The organism is Bacillus sp. UNC438CL73TsuS30 (assembly GCF_000482325.1).
GTDB lineage: Bacteria > Bacillota > Bacilli > Bacillales > Cytobacillaceae > Neobacillus.
This window is the reverse complement of the sequence record NZ_KI535295.1, coordinates 381,791-403,721: the sequence shown is the minus strand read 5'-3', so window position 1 is coordinate 403,721 and position 21,931 is coordinate 381,791. Positions and strand designations below refer to the sequence as shown.

General features: G+C 38.2%; 20 protein-coding genes and 2 riboswitches. Of the genes, 5 read left to right on the top strand and 15 right to left on the bottom strand.

The genetic code is table 11. From position 1 onward, the window contains the following. Positions 1–25 precede the first annotated feature (25 nt). A complete protein-coding gene (locus tag M028_RS0115680; RefSeq protein ID WP_026574681.1) occupies positions 26–853 on the bottom strand; it encodes an electron transfer flavoprotein subunit beta/FixA family protein in 828 nt (275 codons plus the stop codon). Between the two features lie 430 nt (positions 854–1,283). On the opposite strand from M028_RS0115680, the gene M028_RS0115675 reads away from it, so the two are divergent. Beyond that, a complete protein-coding gene (locus M028_RS0115675; protein ID WP_026574680.1) occupies positions 1,284–2,015 on the top strand; it encodes a ZIP family metal transporter in 732 nt (243 codons plus the stop codon). 36 nt (positions 2,016–2,051) lie between these two features. Here M028_RS0115675 and M028_RS30225 read toward each other — a convergent pair whose 3' ends face one another. From M028_RS30225 to M028_RS0115640, 6 genes are all read right to left on the bottom strand, one after another. Continuing rightward, positions 2,052–2,300: an aspartyl-phosphate phosphatase Spo0E family protein gene (locus tag M028_RS30225; RefSeq protein WP_051591073.1), complete on the bottom strand. Its 249-nt coding sequence runs from the start codon at positions 2,298–2,300 to the stop codon at positions 2,052–2,054. 224 nt (positions 2,301–2,524) lie between these two features. Continuing rightward, positions 2,525–3,058, bottom strand: a complete 534-nt coding sequence (locus M028_RS0115665; protein ID WP_026574679.1) for a 1,2-dihydroxy-3-keto-5-methylthiopentene dioxygenase — start codon at positions 3,056–3,058, stop codon at positions 2,525–2,527. 28 nt (positions 3,059–3,086) lie between these two features. Further along, positions 3,087–3,716, bottom strand: a complete 630-nt coding sequence (locus M028_RS0115660) for a methylthioribulose 1-phosphate dehydratase (RefSeq protein ID WP_026574678.1) — start codon at positions 3,714–3,716, stop codon at positions 3,087–3,089. Position 3,717: 1 nt separating this feature from the next. After that, complete coding sequence (locus M028_RS0115655; RefSeq protein ID WP_026574677.1) at positions 3,718–4,383, bottom strand: 2-hydroxy-3-keto-5-methylthiopentenyl-1-phosphate phosphatase; 666 nt, start codon at positions 4,381–4,383, stop codon at positions 3,718–3,720. After that, entirely contained in the window at positions 4,383–5,588 is a 1,206-nt protein-coding gene (gene mtnW / locus M028_RS0115650) for a 2,3-diketo-5-methylthiopentyl-1-phosphate enolase (protein WP_026574676.1), read from the bottom strand. Before mtnW ends, M028_RS0115655 begins: the two co-directional genes overlap by 1 nt. A gap of 72 nt (positions 5,589–5,660) precedes the next feature. Next, positions 5,661–5,770, bottom strand: a riboswitch (SAM riboswitch). A gap of 75 nt (positions 5,771–5,845) precedes the next feature. Then, positions 5,846–7,024, bottom strand: a complete 1,179-nt coding sequence (locus tag M028_RS0115640) for a pyridoxal phosphate-dependent aminotransferase (RefSeq protein WP_026574675.1) — start codon at positions 7,022–7,024, stop codon at positions 5,846–5,848. A gap of 212 nt (positions 7,025–7,236) precedes the next feature. Next, a riboswitch (SAM riboswitch) is annotated at positions 7,237–7,388 on the top strand. A 98-nt stretch (positions 7,389–7,486) separates the two neighbouring features. On the opposite strand from M028_RS0115640, the gene mtnK reads away from it, so the two are divergent. Beyond that, positions 7,487–8,674, top strand: coding sequence for an S-methyl-5-thioribose kinase (gene mtnK / locus M028_RS0115630; protein ID WP_026574673.1), 1,188 nt, complete (start codon positions 7,487–7,489; stop codon positions 8,672–8,674). Positions 8,675–8,701: 27 nt separating this feature from the next. Here the strand turns inward: mtnK and M028_RS30220 are convergent, their stop codons facing one another. The 3 genes from M028_RS30220 to M028_RS0115615 all read right to left on the bottom strand — a co-directional run bounded on the left by M028_RS30220 (position 8,702) and on the right by M028_RS0115615 (position 13,334). Beyond that, positions 8,702–9,880, bottom strand: a complete 1,179-nt coding sequence (locus M028_RS30220) for a PAS domain-containing sensor histidine kinase (protein ID WP_051591072.1) — start codon at positions 9,878–9,880, stop codon at positions 8,702–8,704. Between the two features lie 146 nt (positions 9,881–10,026). Continuing rightward, positions 10,027–12,321 (bottom strand): thiamine pyrophosphate-dependent enzyme, encoded by a 2,295-nt coding sequence (locus tag M028_RS0115620; protein WP_026574672.1) that lies wholly within the window; start codon positions 12,319–12,321, stop codon positions 10,027–10,029. Then, positions 12,321–13,334, bottom strand: a complete 1,014-nt coding sequence (locus M028_RS0115615; RefSeq protein ID WP_026574671.1) for a 2-oxoacid:acceptor oxidoreductase family protein — start codon at positions 13,332–13,334, stop codon at positions 12,321–12,323. Before M028_RS0115615 ends, M028_RS0115620 begins: the two co-directional genes overlap by 1 nt. Positions 13,335–13,673: 339 nt before the next feature. On the opposite strand from M028_RS0115615, the gene M028_RS0115610 reads away from it, so the two are divergent. Then, positions 13,674–15,419 (top strand): B12-binding domain-containing radical SAM protein, encoded by a 1,746-nt coding sequence (locus tag M028_RS0115610; protein ID WP_026574670.1) that lies wholly within the window; start codon positions 13,674–13,676, stop codon positions 15,417–15,419. Positions 15,420–16,917: 1,498 nt separating this feature from the next. Here M028_RS0115610 and M028_RS33380 read toward each other — a convergent pair. Then, entirely contained in the window at positions 16,918–17,055 is a 138-nt protein-coding gene (locus tag M028_RS33380; RefSeq protein WP_197031424.1) for a hypothetical protein, read from the bottom strand. Then, complete coding sequence (locus tag M028_RS33375; RefSeq protein WP_165976144.1) at positions 17,055–17,219, bottom strand: hypothetical protein; 165 nt, start codon at positions 17,217–17,219, stop codon at positions 17,055–17,057. The genes M028_RS33380 and M028_RS33375 overlap by 1 nt, the downstream gene beginning before the upstream one ends. A gap of 134 nt (positions 17,220–17,353) precedes the next feature. Here M028_RS33375 and M028_RS0115590 point away from each other — a divergent pair, with 134 nt between their 5' ends. Both M028_RS0115590 and M028_RS0115585 read left to right on the top strand, forming a co-directional pair. Beyond that, positions 17,354–17,707, top strand: coding sequence for a DUF3905 domain-containing protein (locus tag M028_RS0115590; RefSeq protein WP_026574668.1), 354 nt, complete (start codon positions 17,354–17,356; stop codon positions 17,705–17,707). Positions 17,708–17,826: 119 nt separating this feature from the next. Then, complete coding sequence (locus M028_RS0115585; RefSeq protein ID WP_026574667.1) at positions 17,827–18,030, top strand: alpha/beta-type small acid-soluble spore protein; 204 nt, start codon at positions 17,827–17,829, stop codon at positions 18,028–18,030. A 44-nt stretch (positions 18,031–18,074) separates the two neighbouring features. On the opposite strand, the gene M028_RS31535 is transcribed toward M028_RS0115585, so the two are convergent. The 3 genes from M028_RS31535 to M028_RS0115570 form a co-directional block, all read right to left on the bottom strand. Then, entirely contained in the window at positions 18,075–19,247 is a 1,173-nt protein-coding gene (locus M028_RS31535) for an anti-sigma factor domain-containing protein (protein ID WP_051591071.1), read from the bottom strand. Next, positions 19,244–19,999 carry an RNA polymerase sigma factor SigI gene (sigI, locus tag M028_RS0115575; RefSeq protein ID WP_231510826.1) on the bottom strand — a complete coding sequence of 252 codons (756 nt, stop codon included), beginning with the start codon at positions 19,997–19,999 and terminating at the stop codon, positions 19,244–19,246. The genes M028_RS31535 and sigI overlap by 4 nt, the downstream gene beginning before the upstream one ends. A 280-nt stretch (positions 20,000–20,279) precedes the next feature. Continuing rightward, positions 20,280–21,860, bottom strand: a complete 1,581-nt coding sequence (locus tag M028_RS0115570; RefSeq protein WP_026574665.1) for a peptide chain release factor 3 — start codon at positions 21,858–21,860, stop codon at positions 20,280–20,282. Between the last annotated feature and the right edge of the window lie 71 nt (positions 21,861–21,931).

Sequence of the window (21,931 nt, the reverse complement as noted above, 5' to 3'; positions counted from 1 at the left end):
CTCCCTGCACTAAAAAGATAAAGGTTTATTTTGATGACTGGATGGCGAACAAATCCTTTTTCTCCATTAAGACCCCCATGAGCTGTTTCACTTGCTCATTTGCAGAGCCTTCAAGCTGTTTCACTCCACCTTCCGGCCTTGGAGGGGTAAACATTTTTCCTACAACCGTAGGTGAACCCTTTAGACCAAGCTGTGTGCGCTCCACATTTTCTAGATCATTAACTGTCCAAACAATTGAGTCGTATCGTGCTGCTTTCAACATGTTTGGCATAGGTGCATATTCAATTTCGTTAATTTCCTTTTCAACTGTAAGCAGACATGGCATTTCTACCTGGATTAATTCATATCCGCTGGATAGCTTTCTTCTTAATAAAACAGTCTTTTCGTTTAAATTCACATCCGATACTTCGATTACATTTGTAACTGGAGGGATATCCATCCTTCTTGCTATCCCGGGACCAACCTGCCCGGTATCTCCATCAATAGCATGCTTTCCACAAATAACCATATCAACAGGAAGATCCTTGCCAATTCTCTCCAGCGCTTTAGATAATGCATAACTCGTTGCTAGCGTATCCGCCCCTGCAAATGCACGGTCAGAGATTAGATAGCCTCTATCCGCACCAATTTCAATACTTTTTTTAATGACCTCAGTTGCTTGAGGTGGCCCCATGGATAACACAGAAATCGTACCGCCGGTTTTCTCTTTAATCTTTACAGCTTCCTGTACAGCATGTGCATCGTAAGGGTTTAGGATGGCTGGTGCACTGCGGCGGTCGAGTGTGTTGGTTTTAGGATTAATTTTAATAATTTTTGTATCAGGTACTTGTTTGACACAGACGACAATGTGCATGTAGGACTTTCCCTCCTCCATAAAATCTGGTAATTGAAAGCTATTGCTTTCGGATAGAAAATGCTTTTTATTGCGATAAAGGAATCGCAACATAGGCATAGTACTAAACTAAGTTAATATTCTGTTTTTTCCTTACTTGTTCATTTTAGTCTAAATTCAAAAGCGAGTGTATGAACCTTTCTTGAACTTTTGAATAGACTTCAATACATGTGAGCTTTTCTAGATGTTAGTTAATACGGAACCTGAGTGGGAATGAAAGGGATTAAAAAAATCTAGAAGATATGTAGAAAATCCTGATGTAAGTTTATTAATATCTTTAATATAACTATATGAAATATTAAGATATAAACAATGATAAAAATCACATTATTATCTAAAATTACAAATATTCCATTTTTATCTTTAAGAAAGGGAAAGGAATGGAGTGTAAATGGCTGATGTATTGATTGGAAGTATTCTTTCTGCGTTATCAACAGGAGCGGGTGCATTAATTATTCTTTTTATCCATCATTCGGTTACACATCGCTTTAAAGATATCTTATTAGCCTTTAGTGCAGGGATTATGATGACTGCCTCTACAATAGGACTTATTCCTGAAGCATTAAAAATAGGGGGGTTTCTTTCACTTTTTATAGGAGTGCTTCTCGGAGTTTTTACATTAACGATTTTAGAAAAGAAAATACCGCATATTGAACTTGACCATAATCAATACGGGATTCAGTTTGACGAAAAGGCTTTTTTGATCATTTCCGCAATCACCCTCCATAATATCCCGGAGGGGCTTTCAGTAGGTGTGAGTTATGCTTCTAATACGGGAGAGACGGGGAATTTAATTGCACTTGCAATTGGATTTCAAAATGCCCCGGAAGGCCTTCTAGTTGCGTTATTTCTAATTAATCAAAAGATGAGTAAATTTAAGGCCTTCATCCTTGCGACGTTAACGGGTGCGATTGAAATTGTTACTTCGTTAATGGGATTTTATTTGACAGCATTTGTTCAAGGGCTTGTACCATATGGACTTTCATTTGCGGCAGGAGCTATGTTGTTCATTATCTATAAGGAGTTAATTCCGGAAAGTCATGGGGATGGTAATGAAAGAACATCAACCTATGCCTTTATTACAGGCTTGCTTGCAATGGTATTGATTATCGAAACTTTTTAAGAATTGCAGCTGCATCCACACTCCAATCTTTTCTTTTTAAAAACCCACAATCACCTTCGGCCATACTAATATTGATTGTTTAAAAGAAAGCTTTACCTCCTCTTGTTTTTTAGTAGATTGACCTGCAACTTTCTGATATTCGTAGATTAATTCATCAAGCTCTTGACTATATTTGATGGTCTCTTCACTTGTAAAGCCTTTTTTATTTGCACATTCCATCATAAGTTCTCTTTTTACTTTTATATCCGCTAACATTTCTGAACAACTACTTCCATGCTTGTACAATTTCATCCTTCTCCTTACTCTTACACTCTAATCCACTAAATTAGGCTACTTGATGAATTATACAAGAATTTGTCAAAAAGTAAACCGTATCGCAAAAGTAGACAAAACATTATCATTATTCCGTTCATTCGACACAGTTTTCTAGATTTGCAGATTTTAAGATTTTAAGATTTACAAATAAAAGCGGCCGGCAGATCTGCCGGCCGTATCTTCGTTATTATATCTTATTGATTTACCTCTTCTTTTTCATAAATTGGTACCCAGCCCTCTGTTGTTACGAAAATACGGACAGCAACGACTTTACGGTCTGCTTCAAGTGTAAAGTAGTGTCTTATATTCTCCGGAACAGAAATTAAATCTCCTGGATTTAAATGAACTTCAAAGAACTCGCCATCTTTTCCTTGGATAACGAATACACCATGTCCGCTAACGATAAAACGAACCTCGTCATCTGTATGATGATGCTCTTGTTTGAAGTTCTTCAAAAGAACATCCAGGTTTGGTGTTGCATCGGATAAAGAGATTACATCCTGTGCTTTATAGCCTCTTCTTGCCGAAACATCTGCAATTTCAGTTGCAAAAACAGCTAAGATTTCCTCTTTTTCCTCATCACTTAGATTATATTTTTCAACTAAAGCTTGAGGTAATTTTGAAATATCCCATTGCTCATAAATAACTTCCTGACTTGATAGGAAGCCTGCAACCTCCTGCTGATCATGAATTTGTTCTTCTTTACTTTGGAATGTAATATAAGCCATTTTCATTCTCTCCTTATAAATAATTTAATTATACCACTTTAAATAACTGATTTTGTTTATATTCTAATAGTCGTAACTGATAGCGAAACAGAAATTCTGATGCCTCAAGTATCTTCTTGGCTTCAAAGGCGGTTTTTCCCCAAACGGTTATCCCATGATTTCGAATTAGAACAGCACCGGAATCTCCCGAAACATGCTCTGAAAATTCACGAGCAAGTGTAGGAATATCTGCATAGTTATGAATAATCGGAATTTTTAAGACAGCATCTTCCTCCCACATATCAAATGCCTTAATAAGCTCCTGGCCTTTAAACGTGACCTCACCTTGGTCGCCATACACTTCAGAAATGACATTATTATCAATCGTATGAACATGGAGACTGCATCCGGCACCTGTTTTTTGATAAATTTCCACATGAAGCAAAGTTTCCGCCGACGGCTTTAAATGAGTTTGATCGACAGCACGGCCGAATTCATTGACTAGAAGAAAATCCTCATCCGTACGTTTCCGCTTATCCTTGCCGCTTGCTGTAACCAAAAATTGTAGTGGATGATCACTAACTTTGATCGCAAGGTTTCCACTTGTCCCCATAAACCAATCTCTCTCTGCCAGTTCGTCTTTAACATCCGCCAATTCAGACCATCTTTTCTTTAGCATTTTATCTCATCCACCCCAATTCTTTTTTTATTTCTTCGATACAATCAAAGAACGTATTGAACCCCCGGTGATTAATTCCCCACTCAACACATTTTTCCTGAAGCAAATCCCTTGCCAGCACAAAGTCCGCCTGTTTTGCTGCTTCTAAATCGGTAACAGAGTCACCGATGACAATTTTGAAAGGATCTTCTTCTAGGTTTAATTGTCGAATAATACTCGGCTTACAACAGCCGCATTGATTGCTGCATAGTTTATCACATTCATGCGGCCATAAAATTTCGATTGTTTCACCGGAAAAATTTGACCCATTGCAATAAACTCCATCAAAGGGACCGAACTCCTCTAGAATCGGATGAAGAAAAAAGTCAATTCCACCACTAATTATGTAGAATGGGATTTTTTCACTGCGGGCAAATTCAACAAATTCTTTGAAACCCGGTCGAATTACCGCATTTTCAATCGCAAATGCGGTAATTTCATCTTTCCAATCACTTGGCAATAACGAAAATAATTTTCCTACCCCTTCACATATTGATATTTGCTGTGATAAAATTTGATCCTTTATTGCTTCCCATCCGGGAGGTGCAAATCTTTTCATAATGGCAATAATGTTGTCACTCTCGGTAACCGTCCCGTCAAAATCACAATAAATTACAGGTTTCGTCATTACACCGTAACCTCCGCATTCCCCCATAATTCAAGAGCTTTTTTAAGCTCCGGATAAACTTTAGCACCTTCCACCAAAGAATCACCTTTTAATTTGGTATCAATTGCCTGCCTGAAAGCTGTTCCGCCGCCTTTTGCTCCATCTGGATGTCCATGAACACCGCCGCCTGCATTGATAACGGAATTTACACCAAAATCACGAATTAACAGTGGAACCAACCCCGGATGGATTCCAGCAGAAGGGACAGGAAATGCTGTCTTAAAAGTATCTTCTTTTGTAAGCTCATCCGCTATCGATAAAGCTAGAGGTTTATCTAAAGCAACCGTTCCGTATGGTGACGGGAATAATGACAAATCTGCACCCGCATAGCGTAACAGCTTTCCGAGTAATAAAGAATGGGATAGTCCATAATGCGATGAGGATGTTAACGCACCGCTTACCGCAGGATGTGCCATCAATGGTAATCCAATGCCCTCATCCTCCCTTAATTCCTGTAGGACATCAAGGCCATAAGAAAACACATTAAATAATAATAGGTCAGCTCCAAGATCTGCAGCCCTTCTGGCTTTATCCTTAAGTTGTGATGTTCTGCCCGTTAAATTTACTGCATACAAGGTTCTATGCCCTGTCTCTTCGTAAACCGCTTGTAGAACTTTTTTACCCTCTGTAATTCTTTTTTCAAATGGTGTAAGTTCATTTTCAAAAAGAATTTCATCATCCTTTACCAGGTCTACTCCGCCAAGTGCTTGCTGTTTCAATTGTTCCGCTAGAAAAGCCAGATCTTTTCCCAGTACCCCTTTGAAGATGCTCATTAACAGGGGACGACCATGGACACCTACCTTTTCACGAATGCCTTCAATTCCAAATCTAGGTCCAGGAAACTGCTTTTTTAATTCTTGACCAAACTCTAAATCAAGGAGTTTAATTTTCCCATCGAGGGACAGTTTTCCAAACACAGTCGTTAGAATAGCCGGTAAATCATTTGAAAAATTAACGGTTGGGTAGGCAATCCGGATAACTGACGGTTTATCTAAACGCCAGTCTTCAATGGACACCACCCTGCCCTTATGTTTGCGCAATTGATCTTTTTCAAGTTCAGGCAGATTGGTCCAGGAACCTACTGTTAGTCCTAGTGCAATTTCCTCCGCTTTTTTTTCTGGATTTTTTTCCCCATTAAGTAGGTATGTAGCAATGATTTCAGTCATAGATGTTCAACTACCTTTCGTTATATAAAAAACCTCTTCGAAAAGAAGAGGTTAGCATTCGAAACTAACATCTTCTCATCTTTCAGCTTTTTGCTGCAAGATTTAGCACCGTGCTTACCATTTTGGGTAAGTCGGTTGCCGGGCTTCATAGGGCTGGTCCCTCCGCCTGCTCTTGATAAGAAAACATTCGTTATATTCACTTTTAAACGTTGCTTAACTTTATAAAGGATTATCCCAAGAAAAAAAAAATCTGTCAACTATTTTTTGAAAATTTCTAAGGAACTTATTCTTCTGACAGCTTCTTTAAGCCTCTCCTCGTCTGTTAATAACCCAACACGAACATAGCCTTCACCAAAGCTGCCAAAGCCAATCCCGGGCGCAACCATAATATGGGCTTGGTCAAGTAGAAGATTTGCAAATTCCTCAGAGGTAAATCCAGCGGGAACCTTTAACCAGGCAAAAAAGGAGCCTTTCGGTGCAGTTACCTCCCAGCCAATTGTTCGAAGTCCATCAATTAAAATATTCCGTCTTCGCTCATACAGCTGGTTTTGCTCCCGGACACAATCCTGCGGTCCCGTTAATGCTTCAGCAGCTGCTTCCTGTACGGCGCCAAACAGACTAACATATAAGTGATCCTGCAAAAGCTCAATTGAAGAAATGATACTTTCATTTCCTACAGCAAACCCAACACGCCAGCCAGCCATATTATAAGTTTTAGACAATGTATAGATTTCGATTCCAACCTCTTTTGCTCCTTCCACCTGTAAAAAGCTTAGAGGTTTTTCCCCGTCAAAGCCAATTGCACCATAAGCAAAATCATGGACAACACAAAGACTATGTTCATTTGCTAGCTTAACGGTTTCAGTGAAAAACTCCTCTGTTGCGGTCGCTCCAGTAGGATTATTTGGATAGTTAAGAAACATTAATTTTGCATTTATTAAAGCTTCTTGTGTTAATTCCTCATAATCAGGTAAAAAGTGATTTTTTTCCCTTAAGGGCATTGTAACCATTTTTGCCTGTGCAAGGGCTACTCCGGACCAATAATCCGGATATCCGGGGTCGGGGACTAGGATGGTATCTCCGGGATTTAACAGGCATAACGGTAATTCAACCAGACCTGCTTTTCCGCCAAATAAAATCGCGATTTCTTTGTCGGGGTTAACAGAAACACCATATTCCCTTTGATAAAATTCTGCTGCCGCCTGCTTTAAATATTGATAACCTTGAAAAGGTGAATATTTATGATTTATCGGTTTCTCGGCGGCTTCTTTTAGCTTCTCAACAATATGTTTTGGGGTTGGTTGATCAGGGTTACCCTGGCCTAAGTTAATAACATCGTGACCTGATTTAATGTACTGCCCCACTTTTTTTACTAAGGACGCAAAAAATTGTTTCGGTAGATTTTCTAATAGATTTGATGGTGGAAAAGTGTTCAAATGTTCTCACCTGCTTAAAAAGTAAATTATTATTGAAATTCTAGTCAGTAATGATATTACTTTTATAACAGCTTGTAAAGTAAAAATTCAGCAATTTCCAATTTTCAAAGATAGAAAACCTGAATATTATAAATAATTTTAAAAAATATTGACACTATTATTATATTACTGTTATTATTTCAACATATTGAAAAAAATGAAAATTAGATTTTCTCTTATCACGAGCTGGCTGAGGGATTTGGCCCTTTGAAGCCCAGCAACCGACCGTAATTCCATTGTAAAATGGGGCGCAACTGCGCCGGGAATACCCCCACAAGGCACGGTGCTAATTCCAACAGAAAGATCACTTTCTGAGAGATAAGAGGTGCGAAGAACAAAAAACAATTGTCCTTTAGCCTCTTTCAGATGAGAAAGAGGCTTTTTTCTTTTGAAAAAGCCTCTAATAAACAGGAGGAATAAATCATGAGTATTTTAAATCTAGAAGCATACCAGCCATTAACAGAAACCACCGCAGTCCAGCTAGCATTAGAACTGAATATATTTGATGCAGAGTCCCAATTAACCTGTAAGGAGATTGGGGATGGGAACTTAAACTTAGTTTTTCATCTCGTAGAGCAAAATAGCAGTAAAAGTATTATTATTAAGCAAGCACTACCCTATGCGAAAGTTGTTGGAGAAAGCTGGCCGTTGACCGTTAAAAGAGCAAAAATCGAAGCCGACGCTTTAAAAATATTTGGTCATCTAGCACCAGCCTACGTACCGGAAGTTTATTATACCAATGATTTATTAGCCGTAACTGTGATGGAGGACCTTTCCCATCTTGCCATTGCACGAACAGGATTTATCAATGGGGAAACCTATCCCTTAATTTCACAGCATCTTGGTGAATATTTAGCAAAAACATTATTTTACACCTCCGATTATGGGTTAGGACCAGCAGCAAAAAAGGAACAGGTACAAAAATTTATTAATCCGGAACTATGCAATATAACAGAAGACCTTATTTTTACGGATCCTTATTATGAGGCTGAAACGAATGAATTTGAAGAGGGTTTGCGAGATGATGTTAAATCCCTTTGGAATGACGACGAGTTAATCTTTCATGTTTCCGTGTTGAAAAAAAGTTTTTTAACAGAAGCAGAAGTTCTTCTTCATGGTGATTTACACACAGGAAGTATGTTCGCAAATAACTCCGAGACAAAAGTGATTGATCCGGAATTTGCTTATTATGGTCCTGCTGGATTTGATATAGGGCAGGTATTTGCAAATTTACTGTTCCAAGTCATTGTTAATAATAATAAACGCAATATCTTTATTAACCATGTCGAAACGGTCTGGAATGTTTTTCATAAAGAATTCAGCCGCCTTTGGGAAGTAGAAAATAAAGAGAATTTAGTAAATACCCAATTATTTTTGAACCACGTTGTCTCAAAATACTTTGAGGATGCCCTTGGATTTGCAGGCTGTGAATTGATTCGAAGAACAATTGGCCTTGCCCATGTAGCTGATTTGGACCGTATTGAAGATGAAAACGGCAGATTAATCGCAAAAAGAAAATCATTGGAATTAGGGAGATTACTCATTAAACGACGGAAGGATATAAAAGGGTTGACTGAATTCATCACTGTTGTAAAAGAAACGATAAAATAGAAAAAGCAATCCGTCCGGATTGCTTTTTCATTTTGAAGTTGCTAAGAGCGGCAGGGTAATAGTAAAAGTGGTTCCCTTCCCTAATTCACTTTCAATTTGAATGATTCCCTGATGTTCTTCAATAATCCGGTAACTTACCATTAAACCTAGGCCGGTTCCCCGTTCCTTAGTCGTATAAAAAGGTTCACCTAGTTTTTTTATTTTTTCTTCCGGAATCCCCATCCCTTCATCGGAGATCGAAATCCGAATTTGGTTATTTTCTGTTTGGTTGATTTTAATTAAGATATTACCACCATCTGGCATTACTTCTATCGCATTTTTGATAATATTGATAAAAACCTTTTTTAATTGATTCGGTTCACAAAAAATAAGCGGAAGCTTGTTCTCATAGCTCGTAATAAATTGTACATTATGCAAGACTGCTTGAGCATTCAGAAGGTCAACCGTTTCCTTCATTATTTGTTTAATATCTTTTTCCTGAAACCGTTTTGCCTGCGGCTTTGCTAAAATTAAAAATTCATTAATAATTGAATCGATACGCTGTAATTCTGACGTTATAACTTGATAATACATTTCATGCTCTGATTTAATACTGCCTTCAAGTAATTGAATAAACCCCTTTAAGGCCGTCATTGGATTACGAATTTCATGCGCAATCCCGGCAGCAAGCTCTCCTATTACGTTTAACGTATCTGATTTACGAAGCTGCTCCTGTATTTCCATTTTTTCAGTAATATCTTTAATAACAGTAAAATTTAAGCCCTCAACAATCTCGTGTTTTGATGAATAGTCAAAATATCTTTTTTGGCCTTCTTCTGATTCAATGATAATCGTCGAAGAATGCTTCCCTTTATCCATTACTTGTTCAACATGTTTGATGATTTCTTGTTTGATCTTAGTTTCACTGAATAATCCCAAAAGATCCTTGCCAATCAAAAGGTCTTTAGTGAGATCAAACATGTCTTCTGCACTGCTATTAAGATCGACAATCTGATATTGATTATTCCATAAGAGGAGCCCGTCAATCGAATCCTCAAAAATCATTCTATACTTCCGTTCACTTTTTTTTAGTTTCCTTAATTCTTCAAGAAATGGATACTTCGGGGTATTTCTAATCCCAACGTGGGTATTCCTATTTTCTTCTATATGTATATTACCCTCTTCATTTAAAGGTAAAGCATCTTTTTGCTGAACTTGCTTTTCCACGTAATGCCACCCCACGACTTCCAATAATGTAGCTCCACTCATCATATTATAAGTTTATATATTCTACATTATAGAACAAAAATCCTTTATAGTACTCCTTTTCTACTATAAAAAGGCAAAACGCTAAGCGTTTTGCCTTCCTTCACTTATAACATAGGGTTTTCATGCTTGGCTCTTAACCGCTGCCATCTTTTTTCTACTTCAGCTTCAAATTCTTCCAATATTGGTTTGTTTTCATCTTTTAAAAGATGCTTTGTCTTCCCCATATATTTTAGCCAATCAGCAAGAGGAATCCGTTTGTTTTTCTCTTCTGGATTATAGGTAATATTTGTCACTCCCTGTTCCACCTCATAAAGTGGAAAGAAACAGGAGTTTACAGCTGCTTCTACAATAGTTGTTCCGTATCGGTCATCCGATTTCCAATTTAATGGACAAGTAATCAAGATTTTTCCATAAACAGTCCCAACATTTTGGGCATACCACTGAGCCTTTGCTCCCTTTTTAATCAAATCTTGCGGGAATGCTTCAGACCCTGTAAACACATATGGAATATTCGTAGCTGCCATGATTTGAGCAGTATCCTTATGATGAAAGGCTTTCCCGCGCTGTGCCTTTCCTACCCCCGATGTGCTCGTCATATGGCCAAGTGGAGTGGAATAAGACATTTGCGAACCCGTATTCATGTAGCCTTCATTATCATATTCAAGCATGATCAGTTTATGGCCGCGAAGGGCTGTACCAATTGCAGAGCCCATTCCAATATCCATGCCGCCGTCACCAGTAATCATAACAAATGTGGCATCATCCGATACTTGAATTTCCCCCCGGCGCTTCAATTCCATAAAGGCTTCAACTGTTCCCGAAAGTGTAGCTGCCCCGTTTTGGAATAAATTGTGCATCATGGTTTGCTTATGTGAACTATGCGGATAAGCAGTAGTCGTAACATAGGCACAGCCAGTTTGGAAAAGCGTGACAATATCTCCTTCAATTCCTTTAAAAAACAGTTCAAGACCTGCAAAAATTCCACAGCCTGGGCAGGCTCCATGGCCGGAGGCAATTCGTTTCGGTTTACCTGTTAAGGCTCGGAGCGGCGGGATTTTCACCTTTAATTTATTTGTTTCTTCATCCATTTTCACTTCAATTAATCCCGATTTATAAACATCCCCATGCTGCGGGGAAATAACGGGCTTAAGAATCTTTTCCAGGTTCCCAGGAATATTTCCATAGTAATCAAATGGCTTCTCAGCATACCCCTTTTCCATTGCATCAATCGTGAAGTTGAAAAATTCCTGTGCATCACTAGCATAAAAATCTTTCCCACCAAGTCCAAACACGCGACTTAAGACAATCGTTTGATTGGCTTTGTCGTCTTGAAGCGCAGACTTCACTTCATGTGTTAAATTTGGTCCATGCGCACCATATGAATCGGCACGTTCACCAACTAATAAGGCTTTCACATTTTTTAGTGCTTCCCGAATTTCCTTTGCAGGAAATGGACGAATGATATTGAGACTGATTACACCAGCTTTGATTCCTTTTGCCCGTAACCCGTCAACAACATCCTTTGCCGATTCGGCAGCAGAGTTTAATAGGAATAAGGCAACCTCAGCATCTTCCATTTTATATAAATCAAGAACGGGATATTCTCTTCCGGATAGTTTTGCATATTCCGCTGCAACCTCCTTAAAGACTTCCCCCGCATTGTATAACGCTTCTGATTGCTGGAAATGGTTATTCATCAAGTCCTGCCCATTCATGTGGGCTCCAATAGTAACCGGTTTTTGCGGGTCCCTAATAAAATGATAATCAGTTGGACAATCCCCTACAAATTGTTGAACTACACGCCGGTCTTTGAAATATTCAACTCTGCGTTTTTGATGGGAAGTAAAAAAGCCATCGTAAGCAACAATAACCGGCAAGCGGACTTTAGAATGTTCTGCAATTTTAAGTGCAATAATATTCATGTCGTAAACTGCTTGGGGAGTTTTGGCTGTTAAAATGACCCAGCCAATATTCAAGCCATAATATAAATCGGAATGATCACCTCTAATATCTAGCGGCCCACTGACAGCACGAGTCACAAGGTTCATCACCATTGGGAAGCGTGTACCAGCTTGAACCGGCAGCTGTTCAATCATATAAAGGAATCCATTTGCACTTGTCGCATTGAATACCCTGGCACCTGTTGCTGCGGCACCGTAACAAATTCCCGCTGAACCATGCTCTCCATCTGCAGGAATTAATTTGATATCATGCTCTCCCCGCGTTTTCATTTGATCTAAAAATTGGGCTACTTCTGTTGATGGTGTAATTGGGAAATAACCCATGATGTGATAGTTGATTTGAGCAGCAGCCATCGCTGCCATTTCGTTTCCAGATTCAAAGGTTGATAATTGTTCAGCAACCTGATTTGTCAATAATTTATCTTCTAAAATTGCCATTAGTAACTACCCCCTGCTACATAAGGAAAGTTTTGCTTAACGCGATTTGCAACTGCATAGCCTATCATTTCACGCAGATCGCCCAGCGCAGCTGTAGGACATGCTTCTACACATTTTAGGCAGCCTTTGCAATATTGATAGTCAATTCCTTTCAGGAACATTTGCTTTCGGCCCCGTTTATCTTCTCCTTCTTCCCATACAAAGCAAAAATCTGGACAAACATTATCACAGGCTGCACAGTCTATGCATTTATCCCGGTTAAATTCCGGCAGAAATCCTTGTCTTGAGCCACTTAAATCTTTTAAAATACTATTACCTTGGGTAATAATGGCGCCGCCAATTTCTTGGGTCATAAATCCCAACAGTGGCTGCGGACGAGTAAATGCTTTACCTTCCGCCCCATCCGGCACTTGATAGGTTTTAAATTGAACTTCTTCAAAACCGCGATTAAAGGTGCGAATATTTGGTTCTACAAGATGTGGATATTTTTTTTCAAACGTTTTACGGATCACATCTCGCATCGACTCTGGGTCCAAGAAATCACAAATTCGATACAGCGCTCCAAGCATTGCTGTATTTACCTTTGTTTTTTCTTCCACGGAAATCGTTAAAGCATCAACGATGGCAAGCGTTCCATATTCAAGTTTTAAATCTTTTTTTACTTCATCAAAATCTCTTGCTGTGTTTACTAATACAATCCCATCAGCATTTAAGCCGCTGATAACATTAATCGTTTTGTATAGTGCTTCATGGAAAACACCTACTATATGTGGCTGTTCGATTGGGCTGTGGTCCCTAATTTGAACTTCAGGCTCACAAAAGCGGATAAAACTTTTCACTGGAGAACCTTTTTTCTCCGAACCATAGGACGAAAAATTAGAGCCATTTAAGCCAAGACCTAATACACCTGCTTCTGCTAGCATTTTCCCAGCTAAGTTCGCACCTAATCCCCCAATGGATTCCAAACGGATTTCAAAAAATCCCAAATCATTTTTCTTCGGTAGAACCGACATAGTATCCCCTCCCGATAGACAAAAAGCATCGAAATGCTTTTTATAAAAAAGTAAAATAGATTAACTTCCCCAAGAGTATTGTAAGGCAATTGTTTCTAGTAGGTCTGTGACAAATGTTATACATACAAACATTTTCTTATAACACTTTGAAATTTTTATAAAAAGACCTTAATACAAATAGCTTTGAAGCGTTTCCACAATTATATAACAGACCTAAGACTGTTGTATAACAGGGACAATTCAATCTGTTCCCTACCACTTCATCTGTTTAACATCTACTCTATTAGCCAAGAATGGGTTATAATTAAATGTTATTTATTATAATTAAGGAGAAATCGAATGAAAGTCATTTGTACTACTTTAAATGCCAAGTATATTCATACGAACCTGGCAATTCGTTATTTAAAGGCTTATGCTTTGCCTGAATATAATATAAAAATTAAAGAATATACGATAAAAGACCCGGTCATGAATATTGTCACCGACCTCTATCAGCAAAAGCCGGATGTTATTGGATTCAGCTGTTATATTTGGAATATAGAAGAAACAATTAAAGTCGTAAACATGCTTAAAAAAATCGATCCTTCCATTATCATTGTTTTTGGGGGTCCTGAAGTTTCCTATGATACATCGGAATGGATGGAAAAAATTCCTCAGGTCGATTTTATTGTGATGGGCGAAGGAGAACAAACCTTTAAGCAGCTTCTTTCAGAAGTTGAAACAAACAAAGACTATCGCAATGTCCCTGGCATAGCATACCGGAATGAGGGTCAAGTGGTGATTACGCCGCAAATGAATAAGCTTGATTTAAAAGAGCTCCCCTCACCCTACCGCTTTGAAGAAGATATCCCGCATCTGGGCAAACGTGTCTCCTATATTGAAACAAGCCGTGGTTGTCCGTTTAGCTGCCAATTTTGCTTATCCTCTATCGAAGTCGGGGTTCGCTATTTTGAGAGAGAAAAAATTAAAGAGGATATTCGTTATTTAATGGAAAACGGTGCCAAAACGATTAAGTTTGTCGATCGTACCTTCAATATCAGTAGAAGTTACGCAATGGAAATGTTTCGCTTTTTGATCGATGAACACCTACCAGGGACGGTATTCCAATTTGAAATCACTGCAGATATTATGCGTCCAGAAGTCATTGATTTTCTCAATCAAGAGGCACCGAAAGGATTATTCCGCTTTGAAATAGGTGTTCAATCCACCAATGACTTTACAAATGAACTGGTCATGCGAAAACAAAATTTTACAAAGTTAACTCGAACGGTAACGATGGTTAAAGATGGCGGTAAAATTGATCAGCATCTTGATTTAATTGCCGGCCTGCCGGAAGAAGATTACAATTCCTTCCGAAAAACGTTTAATGATGTTTTTGAAATGCGGCCAGAGGAGTTACAACTTGGATTTTTAAAAATGCTCAGAGGAACCGGAGTACGGCTTCGTGCGAATGACCATGGGTATACCTATATGGACCATTCGCCTTATGAAATTTTGGGGAATAACGTACTTTCTTTTGATGACATTGTCAAAATAAAACAAGTGGAAGATGTATTAGAAAAATATTGGAACGACCATCGAATGGACCTGACGGTAGAATATTTAGTTACAAATGTCTTTTCTTCACCATTTGATTTCTTCCAACAATTTGGAACCTTCTGGGATGAACAAGGATGGTCAAGAATCGGCCATCAATTGGAGGACTTATTCCGTAGACTGCATTCCTTCTTAGAACATATCTCTATAAAGGACTTGGAAATCGTAATCGGACTGATGAAATACGACTATTTGATCCATCATAAATATAAACCAAGGAAGCCCTGGTGGGAACAGAGTTTCACAAAAGAGGAGCGCGTAAAAATTTATAAACAAATCTCAGAGTTTCCTTCCTTTTTAGGACAGTCTTTTATAGATTTAGGGCTTGAAGAAAAAGATTTATTTAAGCATACCATGCTTGAGAAACTTTCCTTTGACCTTAAGGAGTATCTGGCATCAGGAAGATTTGTTTTCCATCCAACCTGTTTAGTTGCCTACTTTAACCCGACAAATGAAGAAACGGTGATTTTCTCTTTCAAGGAAAAATAGTCATCCGCTTTAACCCGGCCTCAGATTGTCGAGAAAGATTATATTTCTCGGCAATTTTTCATTCTTTCTAAAACTTAAATACCGATTTTTATTAAAAGACTTTCCATGCTAAGGGGCCTGTTGATTTCCGCTCTAGGTGCTTTGCTCCAATCAACAGGGAGTGACTCAACAAAATTATTGCAACACACCCTTTCCAATCTGACTAAGTGTGTTGCAATTTTTTTATTTCCTAAATTAAAAAACATTTTTCTCAATTTAAATAAGCGATTAACCTTACCTTTTTTTCCTTGTACAGCTATTTCCAGATTTCGTTCAATCCTCTTTAATAGCCTTATATCCACCTAAAATATTCAAAACCCTCTACTTTCTCTCTTTCTTTGCAACCTTCTGCTTATTGACGTTACCTTTTAATGGGTTGAAAATCAAAATACAACACGTATTCCAACCATTTTGCGATTCATAGCTTGGAGACATCCTTATTAAAAATATCTTGAAATAACTGCGTGCGACGATTCCAACTAATCGTAGAATAATGTGAAACCCAATCCTACACTTTAAGTCAAAAACCAACGATAGGCAATGTTCATTTTAATTTCTCTTGCCAAGGCGATCGAGTCCAAATGGAGCCCTGATTCAGACAGGCTTGTTTAATTCAAAGATGATTGAGTCCGTATGGAACCCTAATTCAGACAGGGTTGCTGATTTCGAAGATGATTGAGTCCGAATGGAGCCCTAATTCAGACTGGGTTGTTGATTTCAGAGCCATTCAAGTCCAAATGAAGCCCTAATTTAGACAGGGTTTTTGATTTTCAAGCTGATCGAGTCCGAATGGAGCCCTGATTCAGACAGGGTTGTTGATATCAAAGATAGTCGAGTCCGAATGGAGCCCTGATTCAGACAGGGTTGTTGATATCAAAGATAGTCGAGTCCGAATGGAGCCCTGATTCAGACAGGGTTGTTGATTTCAGTGACGATTGTCCGAATCAACATGCCCTTTAATCAATTCTAAAAATACAGTTTTTATGAAACCAGCCAAAAAGAATAAGGGAATCAGATGGGCGGCCTTTATCCTTCATATAAAAGTGGACTAACTTATTCTAGGAGAAAGGAAAAATCTATAAATTTGTCAATCAGGCGAAGAAGGTGGTGGTCCGGGATTAATTCATCGATAGAAATGAATTCAAATTTACTTTGGATTAGACTCTTTTGGCTACCACTTACTTTTAAATACTTATTGGGAGATGTAATCTTTATTGAAAACACCTGTTGATTGGAGCGTAAGGCACGGAGACTCCTGCGGGAGTACGGGGCAGGGGAGACCCCCGACGAGGAGGCTCCCCGGAACGCCCGCGGAAAGCGAAGTGCCTGGAGCGGAAATCAACGGACCTGTAGAACACCCTATATATTAATCAAATACCTTATAGAATTGTTAAAGTAAGTAAACAAATAAAGGCTATCGAATTTTTTCGACAGCCTAAGCCGACTTAAAGCCGGCTTTTTATTGTTTTTTACCCTCTGTTTTCTTCTTATTTTTATTTGGTATTTGAAGTGTTTCAAACAGCTTTGTCCCGTTTACATCTCCAAATTCAATGCTGAATTCTTCTTTCGGAATTTGTGCCCTGCTGCCTGGCTTCATTACCCTCTTCCCTTTCTTCCTAATTTGGAATTTCGATTGGCACCCTTTAAATGATCATCTTCCCCATGAGAAAATTCTGCTGAAAATTCACTTTCCTGAACATTTTTATGTGGGGTTTTAGAATACTTTTCAACTGCATTAACTTCTGCTTTCCTTTTTGCCATCGTATAATCCTCCCAAAAAAATAATCTTACCCAAGTAGTTTTTATCAAACAATAATAATCATTCATTTCCTTTTTTTTCTTAATATAAATTTTCTTTGCTGTAGGAAAATATAAGAAAAAGGAGTGAATGATTCATGACGAAGCAAAATCGCGAAAAATCTCTAAAACCATTGGATATAGATGAAACCTTGCCGCATCAAATCAGTGCTCCGAGTTTTGAGGGTACTGGTATAAAAATGGAAATACCATTTGTTAACAAGCATGGGGTAGTGATTGGTGACAGTATGTATGCATCTGAAAATTCTCCTTTAGAAAATTGGACCGATGAAACAGATCCTGAAATTATGGCAGGAGACGAGTGGGTTCATCCAACAAACGATATCGGATGGAATACAACCGAAAATAAGGAATTACTTGAGAGTAAACGGAAACCAAAAGCCTACCCTTTTATGCACCCTTCGAAGGATGTTGGAAAGGGAACAGACTAAATTAATCTTTCTAAGATATCCATATCCGAAAAACATTACCACTCATGAAAATAAAGCGATGAAAAATACTATGCTTACAGAGATTTTTTCTCTGTAACGATTTTAAGGAGTTGACGATTATGGCTAATAGCAGTAATAAATTATTAGTTCCTGGCATTGAACAGTACTTGGATCAAGTTAAATATGAAATTGCGCAAGAATTTGGCGTAAACTTAGGTTCAGATACAGTCTCGCGGGCAAATGGTTCTGTTGGGGGCGAAATCACTAAGCGACTTGTCAAGCAGGCTCAGGCACAATTATCAGGAAATTCCTCACAAGAATAATTTCATAATTGGCTAAAAAAAGTCCGGCAGGATCGCCGGACTTTTTACTGATTTTTATGCTTGTAATGATACGATTCTTGGCTGTTTTTAGTCTTGCTAGATTGAGGGTGCTTCTCTTTTCCCTTTGCTTTTTGATTTGAATTTCCCTTGTGATTGAATTTGTTCTTATTACTTAATTGTTTCTTGTGGTTGGAAATGTTTTCTTTATTGTTTTGGTTCTTATGACTTGAATTTTTCTTTTGATTTGAATTATTTTTATGGCCAGGTTTTGAATCCTTTGAACTGTGATCCTTTTTTTCTTGTTTTTTCGATTTCTTTTCCGATTTATTTTTCATCTTACCTTGTGGTCGGTTCGATGGAGGTTGATTCATTTGTTTTCCTTTTTTTACAGTGACATTATTAGATTTATTTTTGTCGCCACCAAGTTTCTTTTGCTGTCCCGGCGGTAACGCGGGTTGTGCCATAGGTGCAGGAACTGCCTTCTGGTTTTTAGACTTTCCATTAATCCATTTTGTTTCCATTTGATCAGCACTTTGAAGCGATTGGATTTTATTTTCTTTGTATTTCCCGGTAGTAAGCCCTAATTGATGAGCTTCTTTCCGTTCTTTTTCTGAACCACTTAGGACAGTGGCCTCTAAATCCTGTTTATTTACTGATTCTTTAATTTCCTCAATGTTTTCTTTTAGCTTATCTTCAACCGGTTTTTCTTCCTGTTCCGTCCGAACGGTAGAAATAATGACCTGTTCACGCTCATTCAAATAGCCTCTTTTTTTCATCTCGCTAAGAAGGTTTTGAGTGAGGTCAGATACATCCTTTTTCTGCCAGTTAGGAATATTCGCTATGATTTCCTTTCCTGCTTCATTAAAGCCTGTTAATTCGACAACCTGCATCTTTTTATTTACACCAAGCTCAATACTTGGATTTACATCAATCGACATATAGGCATACGCTTTATTATCTTGGTAAGCAGGAATAAAGGAAGCAAGAACTAACAGGAGAACCATTAACCCTGCCCATACAGGTTTCATTTTGAAAAGATTTTTTACCGAACGTCTGGATTGGGATGCACGTAAATCATTATTTTCAATGGGAAAAAAGTGAATTTCTTCACCGATTTCATAGGGCTGATTCCTTTTTCTTGCGCGTAAAAATTCACCCTCCGGGGTTAAAAGCAATAGAAACGCATCATCAATTTCCATTACAATTCCTTTTTTCATGTCTCAAGCACCCCCTTTATATAATCCTTTAGAAAAACATAATCACCTGATAAAATAAGTGCGATTGCAATAATATACTTACGATTTCGTTCAATTGTTTTTCTGCTTGTTTCTACCATTTTTTCTAATTGTTTAATGGGAAGACGTTTTTTTTCAAGTAATATTTCTTTAAGCTCCGGGTGATCAACAATTATTTTGGCGGTAAGAATTGCATTTTTTCGTGCATCTGCATGCTTTGGAGAATTTTCCACTAAATCACTGAAGTTTAAATCAAAGGTTTTCAGCAGTTGTTGAAATTGAATAATTTCATCTTTTCTTAGCTGCTCATCCGTCTTTTTATGATAATTTTCTAGAGATAATTCGTTTACAATTACCGTACCGGGAGACTCCTCTTCGAGGGATGAGGTTTGGAAATCCAGACTTATATGTTGATTTTTTGTTTGTTTACGAATATAGTCAATGACTCTTCTTTTGATTAAAACTTCAGAAAAACTTAATAGGGAACTTCCCCGCTCGGATGAATATTTTTCAATCGCTTCATTAAAGGCTAAAAGACCAATGCTGAATTCATCATCCGTTTCATATATATATCTTTTGCATACAGAAGAAACTGTTTTTGCAATAAATGGCTTGTATGATTCAATCAGTTCATTAAGTAGAATACGGTCCCCTTGCTGAATTAATTTTACCGATTCCTCTAGTGTCTTTTTCTTCTTTTTGGTCATGAACAACAAACTGAGCATTAGACTCACCTCTCTATTCACCCAATTATACCATACGGATGATATTATAGATTTTAGGGGGTCATTACCAATAGATAACAGTTTGTTACAACTGTTAATCATCAAGTTTATTGTCCAAAATGAGACCGTTTTCTTATTAGTTTTTTCCTTTCTTTAAGATTTTTTGATTTCGCTTTTTCATTACAAAAGTACGGTTATGTTAAAGAGGTTTGTGGGGGTTTATAAATAATTTTTATACAGGAAAAAACCCCCATAAGATAAAATGGGGGTTTTGGTTTTTATTAAACAATTATTCATGTTGGTCCATTGGGTTATATAGTTTGACCGATGGGTTTTTCTCTTGGAACCATCTTAGTGCGAAGTCGTTCTCAAATAAAAACACATTATGGTCATAACGATCTTTTACAAGCATACTTCGAGAGCTGGATAAATTTTCGTCCACTACATCTCCTTCGACCCATCTGGCAATCTTTGATCCCATACGCTCCATTAGGACCTCAGCATTGTATTCATTTTTCATACGATGTTCAAAGACTTCAAATTGCAGTTGTCCAACAGCACCTAACAAATATTCTTCCATTCTAAACGTTTTGTAGAGCTGAATTGCTCCTTCTTGAACAAGCTGTTGAATCCCTTTATAAAAGGACTTTTGCTTCATGACGTTTTTTGCAGATACCTTCACATAGAGTTCAGGTGTAAATTGCGGCAGTCTTTCATATTGAAAATCATCTTTGCCAGTCGTCAATGTGTCACCGATTTGATAGGTACCAGTGTCATATAAGCCGATAATATCACCGCTTACAGCCTCGTCCACTGTATTTCTTTCTTCCGCCATAAACGAGGTCGATTGGGAAAGCTTTAATTGTTTCCCAAGGCGAGGGATATTTACAGTCATCCCGCGTTCGAATTTACCTGAACAAATTCGAACAAAGGCAATCCGGTCACGGTGGGCAGGATTCATGTTCGCTTGAATTTTAAATACAAAACCTGAAAAATTCTCACCAAGCGGATCAATTTCCCCAATAGATGAATTTCGTGCTTTTGGCGCCGGAGCAAATTGAAGGTAAGATTCCAAGAAAGTTTGTACACCAAAGTTCGTTAAAGCACTTCCAAAGAAAACAGGTGTTAACGTACCTTCAGCTACCTTTTCTGCGGAAAACTCATTTCCCGCTTCGTTAAGGAGCAGGATTTCCTCTAGTGTCTGATCATAAAGACCGGAATTCTTAATCGGGTGATCCCCGTCAATCTCGCCTTCTTTATTTAAAGGGAGAAATCGATCTTCGTCACTCACACGGAATTGCTCAACGCGATTGTGGTAACGGTCGTAGATCCCTAGGAATTCTTTCCCCATTCCGATAGGCCAATTCATTGGATAGGATTCAATTCCTAGTACCTCTTCCAATTCTGCGAGAAGCTCTAGCGGCGGTTTCCCTTGGCGATCAAGCTTATTCATAAACGTGAAAATTGGAATTCCCCGCATCCGGCAAACTTTAAATAATTTAAGTGTTTGTTCCTCAATCCCTTTTGCGGAGTCTATAATCATTACGGCGCTATCAACGGCCATTAAAGTACGATACGTATCCTCACTAAAATCCTGGTGCCCAGGAGTGTCCAATATATTGACACGAAATCCATCATAATCAAATTGCATCACACTGGATGTAACAGAAATTCCCCGCTGCTTTTCAATTTCCATCCAGTCACTTGTCGCAAACTTCCCTGTCTTTTTTGCTTTTACCGTTCCCGCATCCCGAATGGCGCCACCGAATAATAACAATTTTTCAGTCAATGTTGTTTTACCGGCATCTGGGTGGGAAATAATAGCAAAGGTACGGCGCGATAATACTTCTTCTTTAAATTTGTTTCCCATCTTGACTTCCTCTCTTTTTCGACAATTAGTTTTTGTCCATAACTTCAATCTTATATGTCTTGTGATTACTT